This is a genomic window from Pseudomonas sp. NBRC 111132 (assembly GCF_001320565.1).
GTDB lineage: Bacteria > Pseudomonadota > Gammaproteobacteria > Pseudomonadales > Pseudomonadaceae > Aquipseudomonas > Aquipseudomonas putida_P.
Window position 1 is genome coordinate 40,281 of sequence record NZ_BCBI01000024.1, and the last position, 19,298, is coordinate 59,578.

Annotated in this window: 15 protein-coding genes; 12 read left to right on the forward strand and 3 right to left on the reverse strand. The window is 61.9% G+C overall.

Going from position 1 to position 19,298, the window contains the following annotated elements; genetic code table 11:
- Positions 1 to 95: 95 nt before the first annotated feature.
- Entirely contained in the window at positions 96 to 1,502 is a 1,407-nt protein-coding gene (gene glnA, locus APH35_RS13680) for a type I glutamate--ammonia ligase (protein ID WP_012274602.1), read from the reverse strand.
- Positions 1,503 to 1,929: 427 nt separating this feature from the next.
- On the opposite strand from glnA, the gene thiI reads away from it, so the two are divergent.
- Together thiI and typA are read left to right on the forward strand one after the other, a co-directional pair.
- Positions 1,930 to 3,384 carry a tRNA uracil 4-sulfurtransferase ThiI gene (gene thiI, locus APH35_RS13685; RefSeq protein WP_012274601.1) on the forward strand — a complete coding sequence of 485 codons (1,455 nt, stop codon included), beginning with the start codon at positions 1,930 to 1,932 and terminating at the stop codon, positions 3,382 to 3,384.
- A gap of 128 nt (positions 3,385 to 3,512) precedes the next feature.
- Positions 3,513 to 5,333 carry a translational GTPase TypA gene (gene typA / locus APH35_RS13690; RefSeq protein WP_060514975.1) on the forward strand — a complete coding sequence of 607 codons (1,821 nt, stop codon included), beginning with the start codon at positions 3,513 to 3,515 and terminating at the stop codon, positions 5,331 to 5,333.
- A 112-nt stretch (positions 5,334 to 5,445) separates the two neighbouring features.
- On the opposite strand, the gene APH35_RS13695 is transcribed toward typA, so the two are convergent.
- Positions 5,446 to 5,850 (reverse strand): YkgJ family cysteine cluster protein, encoded by a 405-nt coding sequence (locus APH35_RS13695; RefSeq protein ID WP_003249225.1) that lies wholly within the window; start codon positions 5,848 to 5,850, stop codon positions 5,446 to 5,448.
- A 184-nt stretch (positions 5,851 to 6,034) separates the two neighbouring features.
- On the opposite strand from APH35_RS13695, the gene APH35_RS13700 reads away from it, so the two are divergent.
- The 5 genes from APH35_RS13700 (at position 6,035) to APH35_RS13720 (ending at position 11,398) form a co-directional block, all read left to right on the forward strand.
- A complete protein-coding gene (locus APH35_RS13700) occupies positions 6,035 to 8,485 on the forward strand; it encodes a glycogen/starch/alpha-glucan phosphorylase (protein ID WP_012274596.1) in 2,451 nt (816 codons plus the stop codon).
- A gap of 256 nt (positions 8,486 to 8,741) precedes the next feature.
- Positions 8,742 to 9,752: a class 1 fructose-bisphosphatase gene (locus APH35_RS13705; protein ID WP_012274595.1), complete on the forward strand. Its 1,011-nt coding sequence runs from the start codon at positions 8,742 to 8,744 to the stop codon at positions 9,750 to 9,752.
- 3 nt (positions 9,753 to 9,755) lie between these two features.
- A complete protein-coding gene (locus tag APH35_RS13710) occupies positions 9,756 to 10,352 on the forward strand; it encodes a DUF924 family protein (protein WP_012274594.1) in 597 nt (198 codons plus the stop codon).
- A gap of 222 nt (positions 10,353 to 10,574) precedes the next feature.
- Positions 10,575 to 10,829, forward strand: coding sequence for an outer membrane protein assembly factor BamE domain-containing protein (bamE, locus tag APH35_RS13715; RefSeq protein ID WP_003249234.1), 255 nt, complete (start codon positions 10,575 to 10,577; stop codon positions 10,827 to 10,829).
- Positions 10,826 to 11,398 carry a lipocalin family protein gene (locus APH35_RS13720; protein ID WP_012274593.1) on the forward strand — a complete coding sequence of 191 codons (573 nt, stop codon included), beginning with the start codon at positions 10,826 to 10,828 and terminating at the stop codon, positions 11,396 to 11,398. The genes bamE and APH35_RS13720 overlap by 4 nt, the downstream gene beginning before the upstream one ends.
- Positions 11,399 to 11,429: 31 nt before the next feature.
- On the opposite strand, the gene APH35_RS13725 is transcribed toward APH35_RS13720, so the two are convergent.
- Entirely contained in the window at positions 11,430 to 12,794 is a 1,365-nt protein-coding gene (locus APH35_RS13725) for a formimidoylglutamate deiminase (protein WP_012274592.1), read from the reverse strand.
- A gap of 145 nt (positions 12,795 to 12,939) precedes the next feature.
- On the opposite strand from APH35_RS13725, the gene hutC reads away from it, so the two are divergent.
- From hutC to APH35_RS13750, 5 genes are all read left to right on the forward strand, one after another.
- A complete protein-coding gene (gene hutC, locus APH35_RS13730) occupies positions 12,940 to 13,650 on the forward strand; it encodes a histidine utilization repressor (RefSeq protein WP_171577230.1) in 711 nt (236 codons plus the stop codon).
- Complete coding sequence (locus APH35_RS13735; RefSeq protein ID WP_012274590.1) at positions 13,647 to 14,219, forward strand: HutD/Ves family protein; 573 nt, start codon at positions 13,647 to 13,649, stop codon at positions 14,217 to 14,219. The genes hutC and APH35_RS13735 overlap by 4 nt, the downstream gene beginning before the upstream one ends.
- A 202-nt stretch (positions 14,220 to 14,421) precedes the next feature.
- Positions 14,422 to 16,095, forward strand: a complete 1,674-nt coding sequence (gene hutU / locus APH35_RS13740) for a urocanate hydratase (protein ID WP_012274589.1) — start codon at positions 14,422 to 14,424, stop codon at positions 16,093 to 16,095.
- A gap of 107 nt (positions 16,096 to 16,202) precedes the next feature.
- On the forward strand, positions 16,203 to 17,735 hold the full coding sequence (hutH, locus tag APH35_RS13745; RefSeq protein ID WP_012274588.1) for a histidine ammonia-lyase: 1,533 nt from the start codon (positions 16,203 to 16,205) through the stop codon (positions 17,733 to 17,735).
- Positions 17,736 to 17,893: 158 nt separating this feature from the next.
- On the forward strand, positions 17,894 to 19,297 hold the full coding sequence (locus tag APH35_RS13750) for an amino acid permease (RefSeq protein ID WP_012274587.1): 1,404 nt from the start codon (positions 17,894 to 17,896) through the stop codon (positions 19,295 to 19,297).
- Position 19,298: the final 1 nt, after the last annotated feature.

Here is a 19,298-nt window from a genome sequence, read left to right on the forward strand (position 1 = left end):
GGGGTGGCGGTGCTTCTGCAGGGCGTGCAGAAACGAAAACGGCCTCCCGAGGGAGGCCGTTATGATCACGTCACCGGCACGAGGCGCCGATCAGATCAGCAGCTGTAGTACAGCTCGTATTCCAGCGGGTGTACGAAGGTGCGGACCTTGATTTCTTCTTCGCTCTTCAGCTCGATGAAGGCATCGATGAAGTCGTCGGAGAACACGCCGCCCTTGGTCAGGAACGCGCGGCCTTTGTCCAGCTCTTCCAGAGCCTCTTTCAGGCTGCCGCACACTTGCGGGATGTTCTTGGCTTCTTCTGGTGGCAGGTCGTACAGGTTCTTGTCGGCCGCGTCGCCTGGGTGGATCTTGTTCTGGATGCCATCCAGGCCAGCCATCAGCAGGGCCGCGAAGGCCAGGTACGGGTTGGCCGATGGGTCCGGGAAGCGGGCTTCGATACGGCGGGCTTTCGGGCTGCCGACGTAAGGAATACGGATCGAGGCGGAACGGTTACGAGCCGAGTAGGCCAGCATTACCGGGGCTTCGAAGCCTGGGACCAGACGCTTGTAGGAGTTGGTCGACGGGTTGGTGAAGCCGTTCAGGGCCTTACCGTGCTTGATGATACCGCCGATGAAGTACAGGGCGGTGTCGGACAGGCCGGCATAGCCTTCACCCGAGAAGGTGTTCTTGCCGTCTTTCCAGATCGACATGTGTACGTGCATGCCCGAGCCGTTGTCGCCGTACAGAGGCTTAGGCATGAAGGTGGCGGTACGGCCGTAGGCGTCGGCAACGTTGTGCACGACGTATTTCAGCGCCTGTACTTCGTCAGCCTTTTTCACCAGGGTGTTGAACTTGACGCCGATTTCGTTCTGGCCGGCAGTCGCCACTTCGTGGTGGTGAACTTCAACGGTCTGGCCCATTTCTTCCAGTGCGTTGCACATGGCAGTACGGATTTCGTGGTCGTGGTCGAACGGCGGAACCGGGAAGTAGCCGCCTTTCACGCCTGGACGGTGGCCTTTGTTGCCGCCTTCCACGTCAGCGTCGGTCATCCACGAGCCTTGCTCGGAGAAGATCTTGAACATCGAGCCGGAAATGTCCGACTTGAACTTCACTTCGTCGAAGATGAAGAACTCAGGCTCTGGGCCGGCGAAGACGGTGTCACCGATGCCGGTGCTCTTCAGGTACTCTTCGGCACGCTTGGCGATGGCGCGTGGGTCGCGATCGTAGCCCTGCATGCTCGACGGGTCGACGATGTCGCAGGTGATGATCAGGGTTGGCTCTTCGGTGAACGGGTCCAGGACGGCAGTGTCGTCGACCGGCATCAGGATCATGTCGGAGGCTTCGATGCCTTTCCAGCCAGCGATGGAGGAACCGTCGAACATCTTGCCGACTTCGAAGAAGTCTTCGTCCAGCGCATCACGCGACGGCATGGTCACGTGGTGCTGAATGCCTTTGGTGTCCGTGAAACGCAGATCAATCCACTTGACGTCATGATCTTTGATGAGTTGAACCGACTTCGACATGTTGTCCTCCGGATGGTCTAGAGCGCGGTGGGCCGCTGCCCTGGAAAAAGGGTGTTGCCGGGCGCGGATAGTCGGCCAAGCTTACCTGCCTCACAAGGGAGCAAATTGCATGCCAGTGCCCGAAAATGGCGAAGGCGGGATAAAAGGGGGCGTTTGTGGGCATTTGGCGTAGGGGTGGCGGGTAAAAATGCACCCTTTAGATGCGAGTTTTGGTGTCAGCGCACCAATACAGTGCGCGATCTGGGCTTTGTGCTTTCTTTGAGGGCTTTCCGCGGGTTTGCACGCGAAAAGGCCGGAACAGGCGGCACAAAACCCGCCTCATGCATTTATCTCAAAGCTTCTGATCAAAAGTTGGTCAAATCCTGAGCAATTTCCGATATAATTCGCGCCCCTCATTTTCGGCAGGCCCTGCGCGCGCTGTTAACCAATGAAACTTATCGTCAAAGTCTTCCCAGAAATCACCATCAAGAGCCGGCCGGTGCGCAAGCGTTTCATCCGCCAGCTCGCCAAGAACATCCGCAACGTGCTCAAGGACCTCGATCCTGAGCTCGCGGTCGATGGTGTCTGGGACAATCTCGAAGTGGTCACCCGCATCGAGGACGAAAAAGTCCAGCGCGAGATGATCGAGCGCCTCACCTGCACGCCGGGTATCACCCACTTCCTGCAGGTAGAGGAATACCCGCTGGGTGACTTCGACGACATCGTCGCCAAGTGCAAGCACCACTTCGGTCACCTGCTGGCCGGCAAGCACTTCGCCGTGCGCTGCAAGCGCGGTGGCCACCATGACTTCACCTCGATGGACGTCGACCGTTACGTCGGCAGCCAGCTGCGCCAGCAGTGTGGCGCCGCCGGCATCGAGCTGAAGAAGCCCGAAGTGCTGGTGCGCATCGAAATCCGCGACCAGCGCCTGTACGTCATCCACAACCAGCACCAGGGCATCGGCGGTTACCCGCTGGGCGCCCTGGAGCAGACCCTGGTGCTGATGTCCGGTGGCTTCGACTCCACCGTGGCGGCTTACCAGATGATGCGCCGTGGCCTGATGACCCACTTCTGCTTCTTCAACCTCGGCGGCCGTGCCCACGAGCTGGGCGTGATGGAAGTGGCCCACTACCTGTGGAAAAAGTACGGCAGCAGCCAGCGCGTGCTGTTCATCAGCGTGCCGTTCGAAGAGGTGGTTGGCGAGATCCTCAACAAGGTCGACAACAGCTACATGGGTGTGACCCTCAAGCGCATGATGCTGCGCGGTGCCGCGCACATGGCCGACCGCCTGGAAATCGACGCGCTGGTGACCGGCGAGGCGATCTCCCAGGTATCCAGCCAGACCTTGCCGAACCTGTCGATCATCGACTCGGCCACCGACAAGCTGGTGCTGCGCCCGCTGCTGGCGAGCCACAAGCAGGACATCATCGACCAGGCCAACGAAATCGGCACCGCCGACTTCGCCAAGCACATGCCAGAATACTGCGGCGTGATTTCGGTGAACCCGACCACCCATGCCAAGCGTCACCGCATGGAGCATGAAGAGAAGCAGTTCGACATGGCGGTGCTGGAGCGCGCCCTGGAACGCGCCAAGCTCATCTCCATCGACCATGTGATCGACGAGCTGGGCAAGGACGTCGAAATCGAAGAAGTGACCGAGGCTCTGTCGGGGCAGATCGTCATCGACATTCGTCACCCTGATGCCCAGGAAGACGAACCTCTGGTGCTGGACGGTATCGAAGTCCAGGCCATGCCGTTTTATGCCATCAACAGCAAGTTCAAGCACCTGGACCCCACGCGCCAGTACTTGCTGTATTGCGACAAGGGTGTGATGAGCCGTTTGCACGCACACCACCTGCTCAGTGAGGGACATGCCAATGTGCGTGTTTATCGTCCGACATAAGACGCCGGGGCTGTATGGCGGCAGTATCCGCCATCGCCCTCCCGACCGCCGGGCCCGCTGAGCCTTAAACAGTACATATTGGCCGCCTACACTGGGCGGCAACCGAATCCTCTGATCGAGATACACTTGTGATCGAAAATCTGCGTAACATCGCCATCATCGCCCACGTTGACCATGGTAAAACCACCCTGGTCGACAAACTCCTGCGTCAATCCGGCACTCTGGAGCGTAACGAGCTCAACGACGAGCGCGTCATGGACTCCAACGACCAGGAAAAAGAGCGCGGTATTACCATTCTGGCGAAAAACACCGCCATCAACTGGAACGGCTACCACATCAACATCGTCGACACCCCCGGCCACGCCGACTTCGGTGGCGAGGTTGAGCGTGTAATGTCGATGGTCGACTCCGTGCTGCTGCTGGTCGACGCCCAGGACGGCCCAATGCCGCAAACCCGCTTCGTGACCAAGAAGGCCTTCGAAGCCGGCCTGAAGCCAATCGTCGTGATCAACAAGGTTGACCGTCCGGGCGCACGTCCTGACTGGGTTCTGGACCAGATCTTCGACCTGTTCGACAACCTCGGCGCTACCGACGAGCAGCTGGACTTCAAAGTGGTCTACGCCTCGGCCCTGAACGGCATTGCCGGTCTGGACCACACCGAAATGGGCGAAGACATGACCGCCCTGTACCAGTCGATCATCGACAACGTACCGGCTCCTTCCGTTGACCGTGACGGCCCGTTCCAGATGCAAATCTCGGCACTGGACTACAACAGCTTCCTCGGCGTTATCGGTGTTGGCCGTATCGCCCGTGGTCGCGTCAAGCCGAACACCCCGGTTGTCGCCATCGACACCAACGGCAAGAAGCGTAACGGCCGTATCCTGAAGCTGATGGGTCACCATGGCCTGCACCGCATCGACGTCGAAGAAGCCCAGGCTGGCGACATCGTCTGCATCAGCGGTTTCGACGAGCTGTTCATCTCCGACACCCTGTGCGCCCCGGACGCGGTAGAAGCGATGAAGCCGCTGACCGTTGACGAGCCAACCGTTTCGATGACCTTCCAGGTCAACGACTCGCCGTTCTGCGGTAAAGAAGGCAAGTTCGTCACCAGCCGTAACATCAAGGACCGTCTGGACAAGGAGCTGCTGTACAACGTTGCTCTGCGCGTTCAGGAAACCGATTCCCCAGACAAGTTCAAGGTTTCGGGCCGTGGTGAGCTGCACCTGTCGGTACTGATCGAAACCATGCGTCGTGAAGGCTTCGAGATGGCCGTGGGCCGTCCTGAAGTGATCATTCGCGAAGTCGACGGCGTCAAGCAGGAGCCGTTCGAGAACGTCGCCATCGACATCCCTGAAGAATCCCAGGGCAAGGTGATGGAAGAGATGGGTCTGCGTAAAGGCGACCTGACCAACATGGTTCCGGATGGCAAAGGCCGTGTTCGCCTGGAGTACAACATTCCAGCCCGTGGTCTGATCGGTTTCCGTAACCAGTTCCTGACCCTGACCAACGGTGCAGGCATCCTGACCTCGATCTTCGATCGCTACGACACCATGAAGTCGGGCCAGATGTCCGGCCGCCTCAACGGCGTACTGGTTTCGGTCGAGACCGGCAAGGCGCTGACCTACTCGCTGGAAACCCTGCAGGCGCGTGGCAAGCTGTTCGTTGAACACGGCCAGGAGATCTACAACGGTCAGATCATCGGCCTGAACAGCCGTGACAACGACCTGGGCGTGAACCCGACTAAAGGCAAGAAGCTCGACAACATGCGTGCTTCGGGCAAAGACGAAGTCATCGCCCTGGTACCGCCAGTTCGCCACACCCTCGAGCAGGCCCTGGAATTCATCCAGGACGACGAGCTGTGCGAAGTGACGCCGAAGTCGATCCGACTGCGCAAAAAGATCCTGGACGAAGGCGAGCGTACCCGCGCTGCCAAGAAAGCCAAGAACTGAGTTAGCTCAGGCTGAATGAAAACGCCCCCGGTCGAAAGGCCGGGGGCGTTTTTTTTGCCTTGAGATTTTGGAGGCTGCAAAGCAGCCCCAGGGGCTCAAATGCAACGCAGGATCAGCGCCCAACCACTTTGGGCTTGTACGCACAGTACCCCGGCCGCGGCCCGACCTTGGGGTGGTTGCGGCAGGTATCCGGGCGCTTGTCATAAATGGTGCACAGGCGGCTTTTACGATCCAGGTACATGCAGTCATCGTTGCTCATCCGGGTCAGGGTGAAAATCCCCGACTTCTGGTTGAAGCGCTCGATGATGCCTTCCTTCTGCAAGCGTTTAGCCACGTTCTTCGGCGGTTCGTCTTTTTCGAACTCGTCGACCACGCCGATTCGGATCAGATCCTTGATCTTCACCTCCACCGGCAGGGTGCAGCAGGTCGAATGGCAGCCATGGCACATGTTGCTGGTATAGCGCTGCCAGGTCTCCAGGCGGTCGACTTCGGCCGCGGCGATCAGGGTCGTTTTCATCTTTATAGGGTGGATCACGGTCTTGGGGCGCGCGATGATACCGGAATTGTTCAATTTATGAACAACCTTTTGCCGGAATCGCAGCGTCGGCATGAAAACTGCGAACCGTAACTGTCACTCCCGGTCGAAGGGTCTAGTCTCATCAATCTCCCTCCGCTTTCGTCAACTTGCCCGAGGATGCCGCATGTCCCAGGAACCTAAAGCTCGTGACGCCGAAGTCGCGGATTTTCGCGCTGCTGTACTGAACAAGCTGACCTACGCGGTCGGCAAGGACCCGGAGCACGCCTTCGACCATGACTGGTTCGAAGCCATTGCCCTGGCTGCGCGCGATCACATGGTCGATCACTGGATGGATCACACGCGTCAGGCCTATCGGCGCAGCCAGAAACGGGTCTACTACCTTTCCCTGGAATTCCTCATCGGCCGCCTGCTGTACGACAGCCTGAGCAACCTGGGCTTGTTGGACATTGCGCGCGATGCGCTGGAAGGGCTGGATGTGGACCTTGAACGTATTCGTCTGCTTGAGCCGGATGCTGCGTTGGGCAATGGTGGCTTGGGCCGATTGGCTGCATGCTTCATGGAGAGCATGTCTACCTTGGGTATCGCTGCCCATGGCTACGGCATCCGCTACGAGCATGGGCTGTTCCGGCAGGCGGTGGTCGATGGCTGGCAGCAGGAACAGACTGAAAACTGGCTGGATTTCGGCAACCCCTGGGAGTTCGAACGCGCCGAGGTGATTTACCCGATCAGCTTCGGCGGCAGTGTCGAAACCGTGCACGATGCCAGCGGCACCCCACGTCAGGTATGGTCGCCGGGTGAAACGGTGCGGGCGGTGGCGTACGACACGCCGGTGGTCGGCTGGCGCGGAGCCAGCGTCAACACCCTGCGCTTGTGGCGTGCGCGTGCGCTGGAAGAGCTGCACCTGGAGCGATTCAACGCCGGTGACCATCTGGGGGCTGTGGCTGAAGTGGCGCGTGCCGAGAGTATCTCGCGTGTGCTGTACCCGGCTGACAGTACCGAGGCCGGTCAGGAGTTGCGCCTGCGCCAGGAGTATTTCTTCGTGTCGGCTTCGCTGCAGGACTTGCTGCGCCGTCACCTGAACATGCACAAGGACCTGCTCAACCTGCCCGATGCGGCGGCCATCCAGCTCAACGACACCCACCCCTCGATTGCCGTGGCGGAGTTGATGCGGTTACTGGTGGATCAGCACGAAGTGCCTTGGGAAAAGGCCTGGGAGCTGACCGTCGGTACGCTCGCCTACACCAACCACACCCTGTTGCCCGAAGCCCTGGAAACCTGGCCGGTAGCGTTGATGGAGCGCATGCTGCCGCGGCACATGCAGATCATCTACCTGATCAATGCCTTCCATATCGATGCCTTGCGGGCCAAAGGCCTGCACGATTTCGACGTGCTGCGCGCGGTGTCGTTGATCGAAGAAGACAACGGCCGTCGGGTGCGCATGGGCAACCTGGCGTTTCTTGGCTCGCACAGCGTCAACGGCGTGTCGGCGCTGCACAGCAAGCTGATGAAGAGCACGGTGTTTTCCGAACTGCACAAGCTCTACCCGCAACGGATCAACAACAAGACCAATGGCATTACCTTCCGCCGCTGGTTGTACCAGTCCAACCCTCAGCTGACCGAGATGCTGGTCGAGGCGCTTGGCCCGGAACTCAAGGACGACCCGGAGGCGCTTCTGGCCGGCCTGGTGCCGTTCGCCGACAAAGCCGGTTTCCGCAAGCAGTTCGCGGCCCAGCGCCTGCACAGCAAACGCGCCCTGGCCAGCATCATCCAGGACCGCATTGGCGTTACGGTCAACCCCGAGGCGCTGTTTGACGTGCAGGTCAAACGCATTCACGAGTACAAGCGCCAGCTGCTGAACCTCCTGCACACCGTTGCGCTGTACCAGGCCATGCGCAATGACCCAGGCACCAATTGGGTGCCGCGGGTGAAGATCTTCGCTGGCAAGGCTGCGGCCAGTTACCATCAGGCCAAGCTGATCATAAAGCTGGCCAACGACATCGCCCGGGTGGTGAACAACGACCCGACCGTGCGCGGCTTGCTGAAGGTGGTGTTCCTGCCTAACTACAACGTCAGCCTCGCCGAAAGCATCATTCCGGCGGCGGACCTTTCCGAACAGATTTCCACCGCCGGTTACGAGGCCTCTGGCACCAGCAACATGAAGTTCGGCCTCAATGGCGCGCTGACCATCGGCACCCTGGATGGCGCCAACGTGGAGATGTGCGAGCAGGTAGGGGCCGACAATATGTTCATCTTCGGCCTGACCGCGCAGCAGGTCGAGGCACGCAAGCGGGCCGGTGATTTTGGTGCCAATGCCGCCATAGCCGCCTCCAGCCGCTTGAGCGATGTGTTGCAGGCCATTCGCAGCGGCGTGTTCTCGTCAGACGACCCGTCACGCTACACCGGGTTGATCGATGGCCTGGTGGCCTACGATCGTTTCCTCGTATGCGCCGATTTCGATGCCTACTGGGATGCCCAGCGACGGGTCGAAGACCTGTGGCACACGCCGCAGGAATGGTGGCGCATGGCGGTGCTGAACACCGCGCGGATGGGTTGGTTCTCGTCGGACCGGACCATTCGCGAATATGCCAACGAGATCTGGAAGGCTCTGGATTGATGTAAGCCTGTGCTGATCTCTTCGCGGGTAAACCCGCTCCCACAGGGAAATCTACAGCTGCAAGGCCTGTGTAGATCCTTGTGGGAGCGGGTTCACCCGCGAATGGCCCTCACTCCGACCACCGGCCTGGCGAAGGCTGAACTACCGACCTATTGTGCCGTCTGAGAGCCGTGGCGAGTCTCATCACTCGCTAGCCCGCCACTCTCCCTGTAAACTGCGGGGGTTTTTTATCTCCCCCATCCATTCGGAGCCATACATGTCCCGCGTTACCCTGAGTCGCTATCTGATTGAGCAGACCCGCAGCAACAATACCCCTGCCGATCTGCGCTTCCTGATCGAAGTGGTGGCGCGTGCGTGCAAGGAAATCAGCCATCACGTCTCCAAAGGCGCCCTTGGCGGCGTGCTGGGCAGCATGGGCACTGAAAACGTGCAGGGCGAAGTCCAGAAGAAACTGGACGTGATTTCCAACGACATCCTGCTGGAAGCCAACGAGTGGGGCGGCCACCTGGCCGGCATGGCGTCCGAAGAAATGGACAACGCCTACCAGATCCCGGGCAAGTACCCGAAAGGCGCCTACTTGCTGGTCTTCGACCCACTGGACGGCTCGTCGAACATCGACGTCAACGTATCGGTCGGCACCATCTTCTCGGTGCTGCGTTGCCCTAACCAGTACCTGAGCCAGAACGAAAGCCTCAACGAAGAAGCCTTCCTGCAGCCAGGCACCGAGCAGGTTGCCGCCGGCTATGCCATCTACGGCCCGCAGACCATGCTGATCCTGACCCTGGGCAACGGCGTCAAGGGCTTTACCCTGGACCGTGAGCTGGGCAGCTTCGTACTGACTCACGAAAACATCCAGGTGCCGGCCACCACCGCCGAGTTCGCTATCAACATGTCCAACCAGCGTCACTGGGAAGCCCCGGTACAACGCTACGTTGGCGAACTGCTGGCAGGTGAAACCGGCCCGCTGAAGAAGAACTACAACATGCGCTGGATTGCCTCGATGGTCGCCGACGTGCACCGCATCCTGACCCGTGGCGGCCTGTTCATGTACCCACGTGATGCCCGCGAGCCAAGCAAACCGGGCAAGCTGCGCCTGATGTACGAAGCCAACCCGATGTCGTTCATCATCGAACAGGCCGGCGGCGCTTCCACCAACGGTTACGATCGCATCCTCGACATCAAGCCAGAAAGCCTGCACCAGCGCGTGTCGGTGATCCTTGGCTCGAAGGAAGAGGTCGAGCGCGTCACCGCCTACCACAAGGAGTAAGTCATGCTCGCACCTTGGCAGCCGTTGCTGGAGTGGTGGTTCGGTTGGGGCACCAGTGCCCAGGCCGTGGCTGACGAGAAGAGCACGCTGTGGTTCGGCAAGCATCATGATGCCGACGCCCATGCGCTGTTTGGCGACCTGGTCGAGCAGGCCCTGGCGGGCGGGCTCGACGAGTGGCAGCAAAGCCCGCAGGGCTGGCTGGGCCTGCTGATCTTGCTGGACCAGCTGCCGCGCATGATTTACCGCGACACGCCGCGCGCCTTCGAGGGCGACCGGCGTGCCCAGGTGGTGGCCATGCAGGGGCTGCAGAAGGGCTGGGACTATCAACTGTTGCCCATCCAGCGGGTGTTCGTACTGCTGGTGCTGGAGCATGCCGAGGTGCTGGACTGGCAGAACTTGTGTGTCGAGCGCTATCAGATGCTGCTGGATGAGCAGCCAGAGGCTACCCGCCGGCTGTTCGAAGGCTTCCTCGACTATGCCGAGCAGCACCAGCGAGTCATTGCCCGGTTCGGGCGTTTCCCGCACCGCAACCTGGTGCTGGAGCGACCGAGTACCAGCGAAGAGATGGACTTTTTGCTGGAGCCTGGTTCCAGGTTCTGATGCCCGAAGGGCCTGCTGCGCAGGCCATCGCGATGCAAGGCCGCCCTCAGGGCGGCCTTTTTATTGGGCGAACGACTATTTCTTTGTGATTAATCGCACAGTAATGGCCATCCGACCAATGGTGTAGGGGCAAAGGGGGTGGGGCAGGGAACCAGGGAGGGATTTTCCCGTCGAAGATCACTGCAGGCCACTCGCCTGTATCATCTTCCAGGAGTGTCCTTCATGTCGTTGCGTTCCCTCGCCCTGTTGTCGCTGTGCGTCGTTCTGACTGCCTGCAGCAAGATCAATCAGGAAAACTATTCCAAGATCAAGGCCGGTATGAACAAGGCCGAGGTCGAGCAGTTGCTCGGCACGCCGACCGAGTGTTCGGGCGCGCTGGGCATGAGCAGCTGCACTTGGGGGGACGAGAAGAGCTTCATCAGCGTGCAGTACGCGGCTGACAAGGTACTGATGTACTCCGGGCAGGGCCTCAAATGAGGCGCCTGTACCTGCTGATGGGGGTATGCCTGGCGTTGCTGCTGGGTGGTTGCGCAGGCTCCGTGCACGACCCGCTGGCGCCGAAAACCGCTGGCAATGTCGACCTCAAGCGCTACCAGGGCAAATGGTTCGAACTGGCGCGCCTGCCCATGCGCTACCAGACCGGCTGCGAGCAGTCCGAGGCACACTACAACCTCAAGCCGGACGGCACCTTTGGCGTGCTCAACCGCTGCCGTACCATGGGTGATGAATGGCTGCGCGCCGAAGGGCATGCCAGCATCCAGGAGCCGGGGCATACCGACAAGCTGTGGGTAGAGTTCGATAACTGGTTCACCAAGCTGGTGCCTGGCGTGGCGCGGGGCGAGTACTGGATTCTGTACGTGGATGATCGCTACCGCACGGCGGTGGTCGGCAGCCCGGACCGCAAGCACCTGTGGATTCTGTCGCGCACGCCGACGTTGCCGGCCTGGGAGCGCGAGAACCTGCTGTCCAAGGCGCGGCAGCAGGGGTATGACACCAGTCGGTTGATCTGGCGAGCGTCCGATCAGCAAATCGTGAAAATGCACTGATGTTTGGGGCTGCTTTGCAGCCCCAATACGCTCAACCCAAGAGCTGGCGCAGCACGCCGGCAAATGCCTGCGCGCTTTCCGCTTCCTGCGCATGCCGACCCTGGCGCACCACCCACTGTCCGTTCACCATCACGTCGCGTACCTGGCGATCCCCACCGGCGAACAGCCAGCGGTTGAGAATGGCGTCGCCATCCGCCATGGCGATGTAAGGGTCCTGCCCATCGAGCACCAGCCAGTCGGCGCGCTTGCCCACGGCCAGCTCCCCGACCGCCTGCCCCAGCGCCTGCGCGCCGCCTGCCAGTGCAGCGTCGTACAGCGTGCGCCCGACCATCGGCTGGTCGCCACGATACAGGCGATTGCGTCGCTGGTCCCGTAGCCGCTGGCCATACTCCAGCCAGCGCAGTTCTTCCACCACGCTCAGCGACACATGGCTGTCCGAACCAATGCCCATGCGCCCGCCCTGGGCCAGGAAGTCCACCGCCGGGAATATCCCGTCGCCCAGGTTGGCTTCGGTAGTCAGGCACAGCCCAGCCACCGCGCCACTGCGGGCCATGGCGGTGACCTCGTCCGGCTCGGCGTGGGTGGCGTGCACCAGGCACCAGCGCGGGTTCACGTCCACATGTTCGTACAGCCACTGCAATGGACGCAGGCCACTCCAGGCCAGGCAATCGTCCACCTCCTTCTGCTGCTCGGCGATGTGGATATGCACCGGGCATTGTGGGGCGCTGGCTGCCAGCACATCGGCGATTTGCCCAGGCGTTACCGCCCGCAGTGAATGGAAGCACAAGCCCAGTTGCTGCGCCGGTTGCGCGGCCAGCAGCGGGGCCAGTTGTGCCTGCAGCTTCAGGTACTGTTCGGTGGAGTTGATGAAGCGCCGCTGCCCGTCGTTCGGTGCTTGGCCGCCGAAGCCTGCGTGGCTGTACAGTACCGGCAGCAAGGTCAGGCCTATGCCGCTGTCGGCTGCGGCCGCGCTGATGCGGCAGGACAGTTCGGCCGGGTCCGCGTAGGGCTTGCCGGCCTGGTCATGGTGCACGTAGTGGAATTCCGCCACCGAGGTGTAGCCGGCCTTGAGCATTTCGATGTACAGCTGGCGGGCGATGATCTGCAACTGGTCCGGCGTGATCTGCCCGACCAGGCGGTACATCAGGTCGCGCCAGGTCCAGAAGCTGTCGTTGGGGTTGCCGGCCACTTCCGCCAGGCCCGCCATGGCGCGCTGGAAGGCATGCGAGTGAAGATTGGGCATGCCGGGCAGCAGCGGGCCGGCCAGGCGCTCGGCGCCTTCGGCCGAAGCGCCGGGCTCGATGCGGGCCACATGGCCATCGCTGGCGACCTCGATACGGACATGGCTGGCCCAGCCCGTGGGGAGCAGGGCGCGTTCGGCGAAGTAGGCGGACATCTGTGCAAATCCTGTTATTGTTAACTTGTATATACATATACAGCCGTTTGCCTGCCGGGTAAACTGCGGCAAGCTACCGCTCACTCCATATGCACAAGGATCCAACGCCGTGCCGACACCTCCTGTCTCCGCGCTGGTTGCCCAGATGGGCGAGGGCCCGGCGCCGTTGTACGCCCGGGTCAAACAGATGATCATCCAGCAGATCGACAACGGCAGCTGGCCACCCCATCACCGGGTCCCCTCGGAGAGTGAACTGGTCAGCGAGCTGGGCTTCAGCCGCATGACCATCAACCGTGCCCTGCGTGAACTCACCGCCGAAGGGCTGCTGGTGCGCATGCAAGGGGTCGGCACCTTCGTGGCCGAGCCCAAGGGCCGTTCGGCGCTGTTCGAAGTCAACAACATTGCCGACGAAATTGCCGCGCGCGGCCACCAGCATAGCTGCCAGGTGATCACCCTCAATGAGGAAGCCGCCGGCTCCGAGCGGGCCTTGGCCCTGGACATGCGCGAAGGCCAGCGCGTGTTCCACTCGCTGATCGTGCATTTCGAGAACGGCGTGCCGGTGCAGATCGAGGACCGCTACGTCAACGCGGCCATTGCCCCCGACTACCTCAAGCAGGACTTCACCCGGCAGACGCCTTACGCCTACCTGTCCCAGGTGGCGCCGCTGACCGAAGGTGAGCACGTGGTCGAGGCCATTCTGGCCGAGCCGGAAGAGTGCCGCCTGCTGCAGATCGAGCGGGGCGAGCCGTGCCTGCTGATTCGCCGCCGTACCTGGTCCGGCCGCCAGCCGGTGACCGCTGCACGGCTGATTCACCCCGGTTCCCGTCATCGCCTGGAAGGACGTTTCAGTAAATGAGCCAGCTGCAGTTGTTGCGTGCGCAGGATTACCCGCGCATGCCGTGGAAGAACGGTGGCGGTTTCACCGAAGAAATTACCCGCGACAGTGGCGAGGGCCTGGATGGCTTTGGCTGGCGCCTGTCGATTGCCGATATCGAAGAGTCGGGTGGTTTTTCCACCTTCGCCGGTTATCAGCGAATCATCACCGTGCTGCAGGGCGACGGCATGCGCTTGATGGTCGACGGCCAGGCCAGCCGGCCGTTGCTGCCGTTCGATGCCTTTGCCTTCAGCGGTGAAAGCCAGGTCAGTTGCAAGCTGCTGGGGGGGGCGATCCGCGATTTCAACCTGATCTATGCGCCGCAGCGGTATCGGGCGCGGTTGCAGTGGTTCGATGGCACCAGCCGGTTGTACAGCTCGGCGTCGACGGTGCTGTTGTTTGCGGCCGGTAGCCAGGTCGAGGTTGGCGTTGCCGGGCGTGAGACGCAGCGGTTGGGGTTGTATGACTGCCTGCGGCTGGAGGGCAACGACGAGTTGCTTGGGCTGGAGGTTCAGGGGCGGTTTTGCTTGATCGAGCTCATTTTGCGCTGATGGGCTTGGCAATGCATTTTCATTGCCTGTGAGATCGAGCGCCGCCCGCGCGGCGCTCGATCTATGCACCACCACAAAACCCAAGCCAGGAACGCACAGGTCCAATTATTTTGGTTGTCCATGCTTGTACATACAAGTAAAGGTGTGTTTGTATATTCACCACGACATACCCGCCCGCGGACGACCGCAGAGGACCTTTCCCGTGACCGACAACAACAAATACCGTGACGTTGAAATCCGTGCCCCACGTGGCAACAAGCTGACCGCCAAAAGCTGGCTGACCGAAGCGCCACTGCGCATGCTGATGAACAACCTCGACCCGCAGGTCGCGGAAAACCCGAAAGAACTGGTGGTGTACGGCGGTATCGGCCGCGCCGCCCGTAACTGGGAATGCTACGACAAGATCGTCGAAACCCTGACCCGCCTGGAAGACGACGAAACCCTGCTGGTGCAGTCGGGCAAGCCGGTCGGCGTGTTCAAGACCCACAGCAACGCCCCGCGCGTGTTGATCGCCAACTCCAACCTGGTGCCACACTGGGCCAACTGGGAACATTTCAACGAACTGGACGCCAAGGGCCTGGCCATGTACGGCCAGATGACCGCTGGCAGCTGGATCTACATCGGCAGCCAAGGCATCGTTCAGGGCACCTATGAAACCTTCGTCGAAGCTGGTCGCCAGCACTACGGTGGCAGCCTGAAAGGCAAGTGGGTGCTCACCGCAGGCCTCGGCGGCATGGGTGGCGCGCAGCCACTGGCCGCTACCCTGGCCGGTGCCTGCTCGCTGAACATCGAGTGCCAGCAGAGCCGCATCGACTTCCGTCTGGAAACCCGCTACGTAGACGAGCAGGCCACTGACCTTGACGACGCCCTGGCGCGCATCGCCAAGTACACCGCCGAAGGCAAGGCCATTTCCATCGCCCTGCACGGCAACGCCGCCGAAATCCTGCCAGAGCTGGTCAAGCGTGGCGTGCGCCCGGACATGGTCACCGACCAGACCAGCGCCCACGACCCGCTGAACGGCTACCTGCCTGCCGGCTGGACCTGGGAACAGTACCGCGACCGTGCGCAGACCGAACCGGCTGCAGTGGTCAAGGCCGCCAAGCAGTCGATGGCCGTGCACGTACAGGCCATGCTGGACTTCCAGAAACAGGGCATCCCGACCTTCGACTACGGCAACAACATCCGTCAGATGGCCAAGGAAGAAGGCGTGGCCAATGCCTTCGACTTCCCAGGCTTCGTCCCTGCCTACATCCGCCCGCTGTTCTGCCGTGGTATCGGCCCGTTCCGCTGGGCGGCGCTGTCTGGCGAGGCAGAGGACATCTACAAGACCGACGCCAAGGTCAAGGAACTGATCCCCGACGACGCCCACCTGCACCGCTGGCTGGACATGGCCCGCGAGCGCATCAGCTTCCAGGGCCTGCCGGCGCGTATCTGCTGGGTTGGCCTGGGCCTTCGCGCCAAGCTGGGCCTGGCCTTCAACGAAATGGTCCGCAGCGGCGAGCTGTCGGCACCGGTGGTGATCGGCCGTGACCACCTGGACTCGGGTTCGGTATCCAGCCCCAACCGCGAAACCGAAGCCATGCGTGATGGTTCGGACGCCGTTTCCGATTGGCCACTGCTCAACGCCCTGCTGAACACCGCAGGCGGCGCCACCTGGGTGTCGCTGCACCACGGCGGTGGTGTGGGCATGGGCTTCTCGCAGCACTCGGGCATGGTCATCGTCTGTGACGGTACCGATGAAGCTGCCGAGCGTATCGCCCGCGTACTGACCAACGATCCAGGGACTGGCGTCATGCGCCACGCCGATGCCGGTTATGACATCGCCATCGACTGCGCCAAAGAGCAGGGCCTGGACCTGCCGATGATCACTGGCTGATCGCCACGCTTTGGATCGCACCCCGCAAGGGGTGATACTGAACAACAAGAAGGAGCGCGCAGGCACCCAACGACGGGCCTGCGGCTCCACGCGATTGGAGTAGCAAAGTGACCGAACTCACCCTCAAGCCTGGCACCCTGACCTTGGCCCAGCTGCGCGCGATCCACGCCGCGCCCGTGCGCCTGCAACTGGATGCCAGCGCCGCGCCGGCCATCGACGCCAGCGTTGCCTGCGTCGAGCAAATCATTGCCGAAGACCGCACCGCCTACGGCATCAACACCGGTTTCGGCCTGTTGGCCTCGACCCGCATTGCCAGCCACGACCTGGAAAACCTGCAGCGCTCGCTGGTGCTGTCCCACGCCGCCGGTATCGGCGCGCCGCTGGATGACGACCTGGTGCGGTTGATCATGGTGCTGAAAATCAACAGCCTCAGCCGTGGTTTTTCAGGCATTCGTCGCAAAGTCATCGACGCCCTGATTGCCCTGGTAAACGCCGAAGTCTATCCGCACATCCCGCTGAAAGGCTCCGTGGGTGCTTCCGGCGACTTGGCACCGCTGGCGCACATGTCGCTGGTGCTGCTGGGTGAAGGCAAAGCCCGCTACAAGGGCCAATGGCTGTCGGCTACCGAAGCCCTGGCGGTTGCCGGCCTCGAACCGCTGACCCTGGCTGCCAAAGAAGGCCTGGCCCTGCTCAACGGCACCCAGGCGTCCACCGCCTATGCCCTGCGTGGCCTGTTCCAGGCCGAAGACCTGTATGCCGCCGCCATCGCCTGCGGCGGCCTAAGCGTCGAAGCCGTATTGGGCTCGCGTTCGCCGTTCGATGCGCGTATCCACGAAGCGCGTGGCCAGCGCGGCCAGATCGACACCGCCGCCTGCTTCCGCGACCTGCTGGGCGATTCCAGCGAAGTGTCGCTGTCGCACAAGAACTGTGACAAGGTTCAGGACCCGTACTCGCTGCGTTGCCAGCCGCAGGTCATGGGCGCGTGCCTGACCCAGCTGCGCCAGGCCGCCGAGGTACTGGGCGTCGAAGCCAACGCTGTGTCGGACAACCCGCTGGTGTTCGCTGCCGAGGGTGACGTGATTTCCGGTGGTAACTTCCACGCAGAGCCCGTGGCCATGGCTGCCGACAACCTGGCCCTGGCCATTGCCGAAATCGGCTCGCTCAGCGAGCGCCGCATCTCGCTGATGATGGACAAGCACATGTCCCAGCTGCCGCCGTTCCTGGTGGAAAACGGTGGGGTGAACTCCGGCTTCATGATCGCCCAGGTGACCGCTGCCGCCCTGGCCAGCGAGAACAAGGCCCTGTCGCACCCGCACAGCGTCGACAGCCTGCCAACCTCGGCCAACCAGGAAGACCATGTGTCGATGGCCCCGGCTGCCGGCAAGCGCCTGTGGGAAATGGCCGAAAACACCCGTGGCGTACTGGCCATCGAATGGCTGGGCGCCTGCCAGGGTCTGGACCTGCGCAAGGGCCTGAAGACTTCGGCCAAGCTGGAGAAGGCACGCCAGGCGCTGCGCAGCGAAGTGGCGCACTACGACCGTGACCGTTTCTTCGCGCCAGACATCGAAAAGGCTGTGGAACTGTTGGCCAAGGGCAGCCTGACCGGTTTGTTGCCGGCGGGTGTGCTGCCAAGCCTGTAATGCCCCTGGGGCCGCATTGCGGCCCTTTGCGGGCGCGCCCGCTCTCATAGGTACGGCACAAAGCTGCGGTATTCCTGTGGGAGCGGGCGTGCCCGCGAATGGGCTACGCAGCAGCCCCTTCTGATCTCACGACCACAAAAACAATTTAAGGACGTGACATGCAACAAGCTCAAGGTCTCAAACGCGGGCTAAGTGCCCGCCACATCCGTTTCATGGCCCTCGGTTCCGCCATCGGCACCGGGCTGTTCTACGGTTCCGCCTCGGCCATCCAGATGGCCGGCCCGGCCGTGCTGCTGGCCTACCTGATCGGCGGCGCCGCCGTGTTCATGGTCATGCGCGCCCTCGGCGAAATGGCCGTGCACAACCCGGTGGCCGGTTCCTTCGGTCACTACGCCAGCACCTACCTCGGCCCCATGGCCGGCTTCATCCTCGGCTGGACCTACGCCTTCGAGATGGTCATCGTCGCCATCGCCGACGTCACCGCCTTCGGGATCTACATGGGCTTCTGGTTCCCGGAGGTCGCCCGCTGGATCTGGGTGCTGGGTATCGTCTTCATCATCGGCGGCCTCAACCTGTGCAACGTCAAGGTATTTGGCGAGATGGAGTTCTGGCTGTCGCTGCTCAAGGTCGGCGCCATCGTCGCGATGATCCTGGCCGGGCTCGGCATCATGGCCTTCGGTTTCAGCCAGGTGGGCACCGGGCATGCCGTGGGCATGAGCAACCTGTTCGACCACGGCGGCTTCATGCCTAACGGCATCGGCGGGCTGATTGCGTCGTTTGCCGTGGTGATGTTCGCTTTCGGCGGTATCGAGATCATCGGCGTCACCGCCGGTGAGGCCAAGGACCCGCAACGCGTCATCCCCAAAGCGATCAACGCGGTGCCCCTGCGCATCCTGCTGTTCTACGTGCTCACCCTGTTCGTGCTGATGTGCCTGTACCCCTGGCCGCAAATCGGCAGCCAGGGCAGCCCGTTCGTGCAGATCTTCAGCAACCTGGGGATAGGCTCGGCCGCCGCCGTGCTGAATGTCGTGGTGATTTCCGCCGCCATCTCGGCCATCAACAGCGACATCTTCGGCGCCGGCCGCATGATGTACGGCCTGGCCCATCAAGGCCATGCGCCACGCAGCTTCGGCAAGCTGTCGAAACATGGCGTGCCGTGGATGACCGTGGTGGTGATGGGCGCTGCATTGCTGATCGGCGTGCTGCTCAACTACCTGATCCCGGAAAACGTGTTCCTGCTGATTGCCTCGATCGCCACCTTCGCCACGGTGTGGGTGTGGCTGATGATCCTGCTTACCCAGGTGGCCATGCGCCGCAGCATGAGCCGTGAGGAAGTGGCCCAGCTCAAGTTCCCGGTACCGTTCTGGCCCTATGGCCCGGCCATGGCCATTGCGTTCATGGTGTTCATCTTTGGCGTGCTTGGCTACTTCCCGGACACCCAGGCGGCATTGATCGTCGGCGTGATCTGGGTGGTGTTCCTGGTGGCGTCCTACCTGCTGTGGTGCAAGCCGCGCGCAGGGCAGGGCCAGCCGGCAGTGGAACCGGCCGAGCTGCACCGCTAGT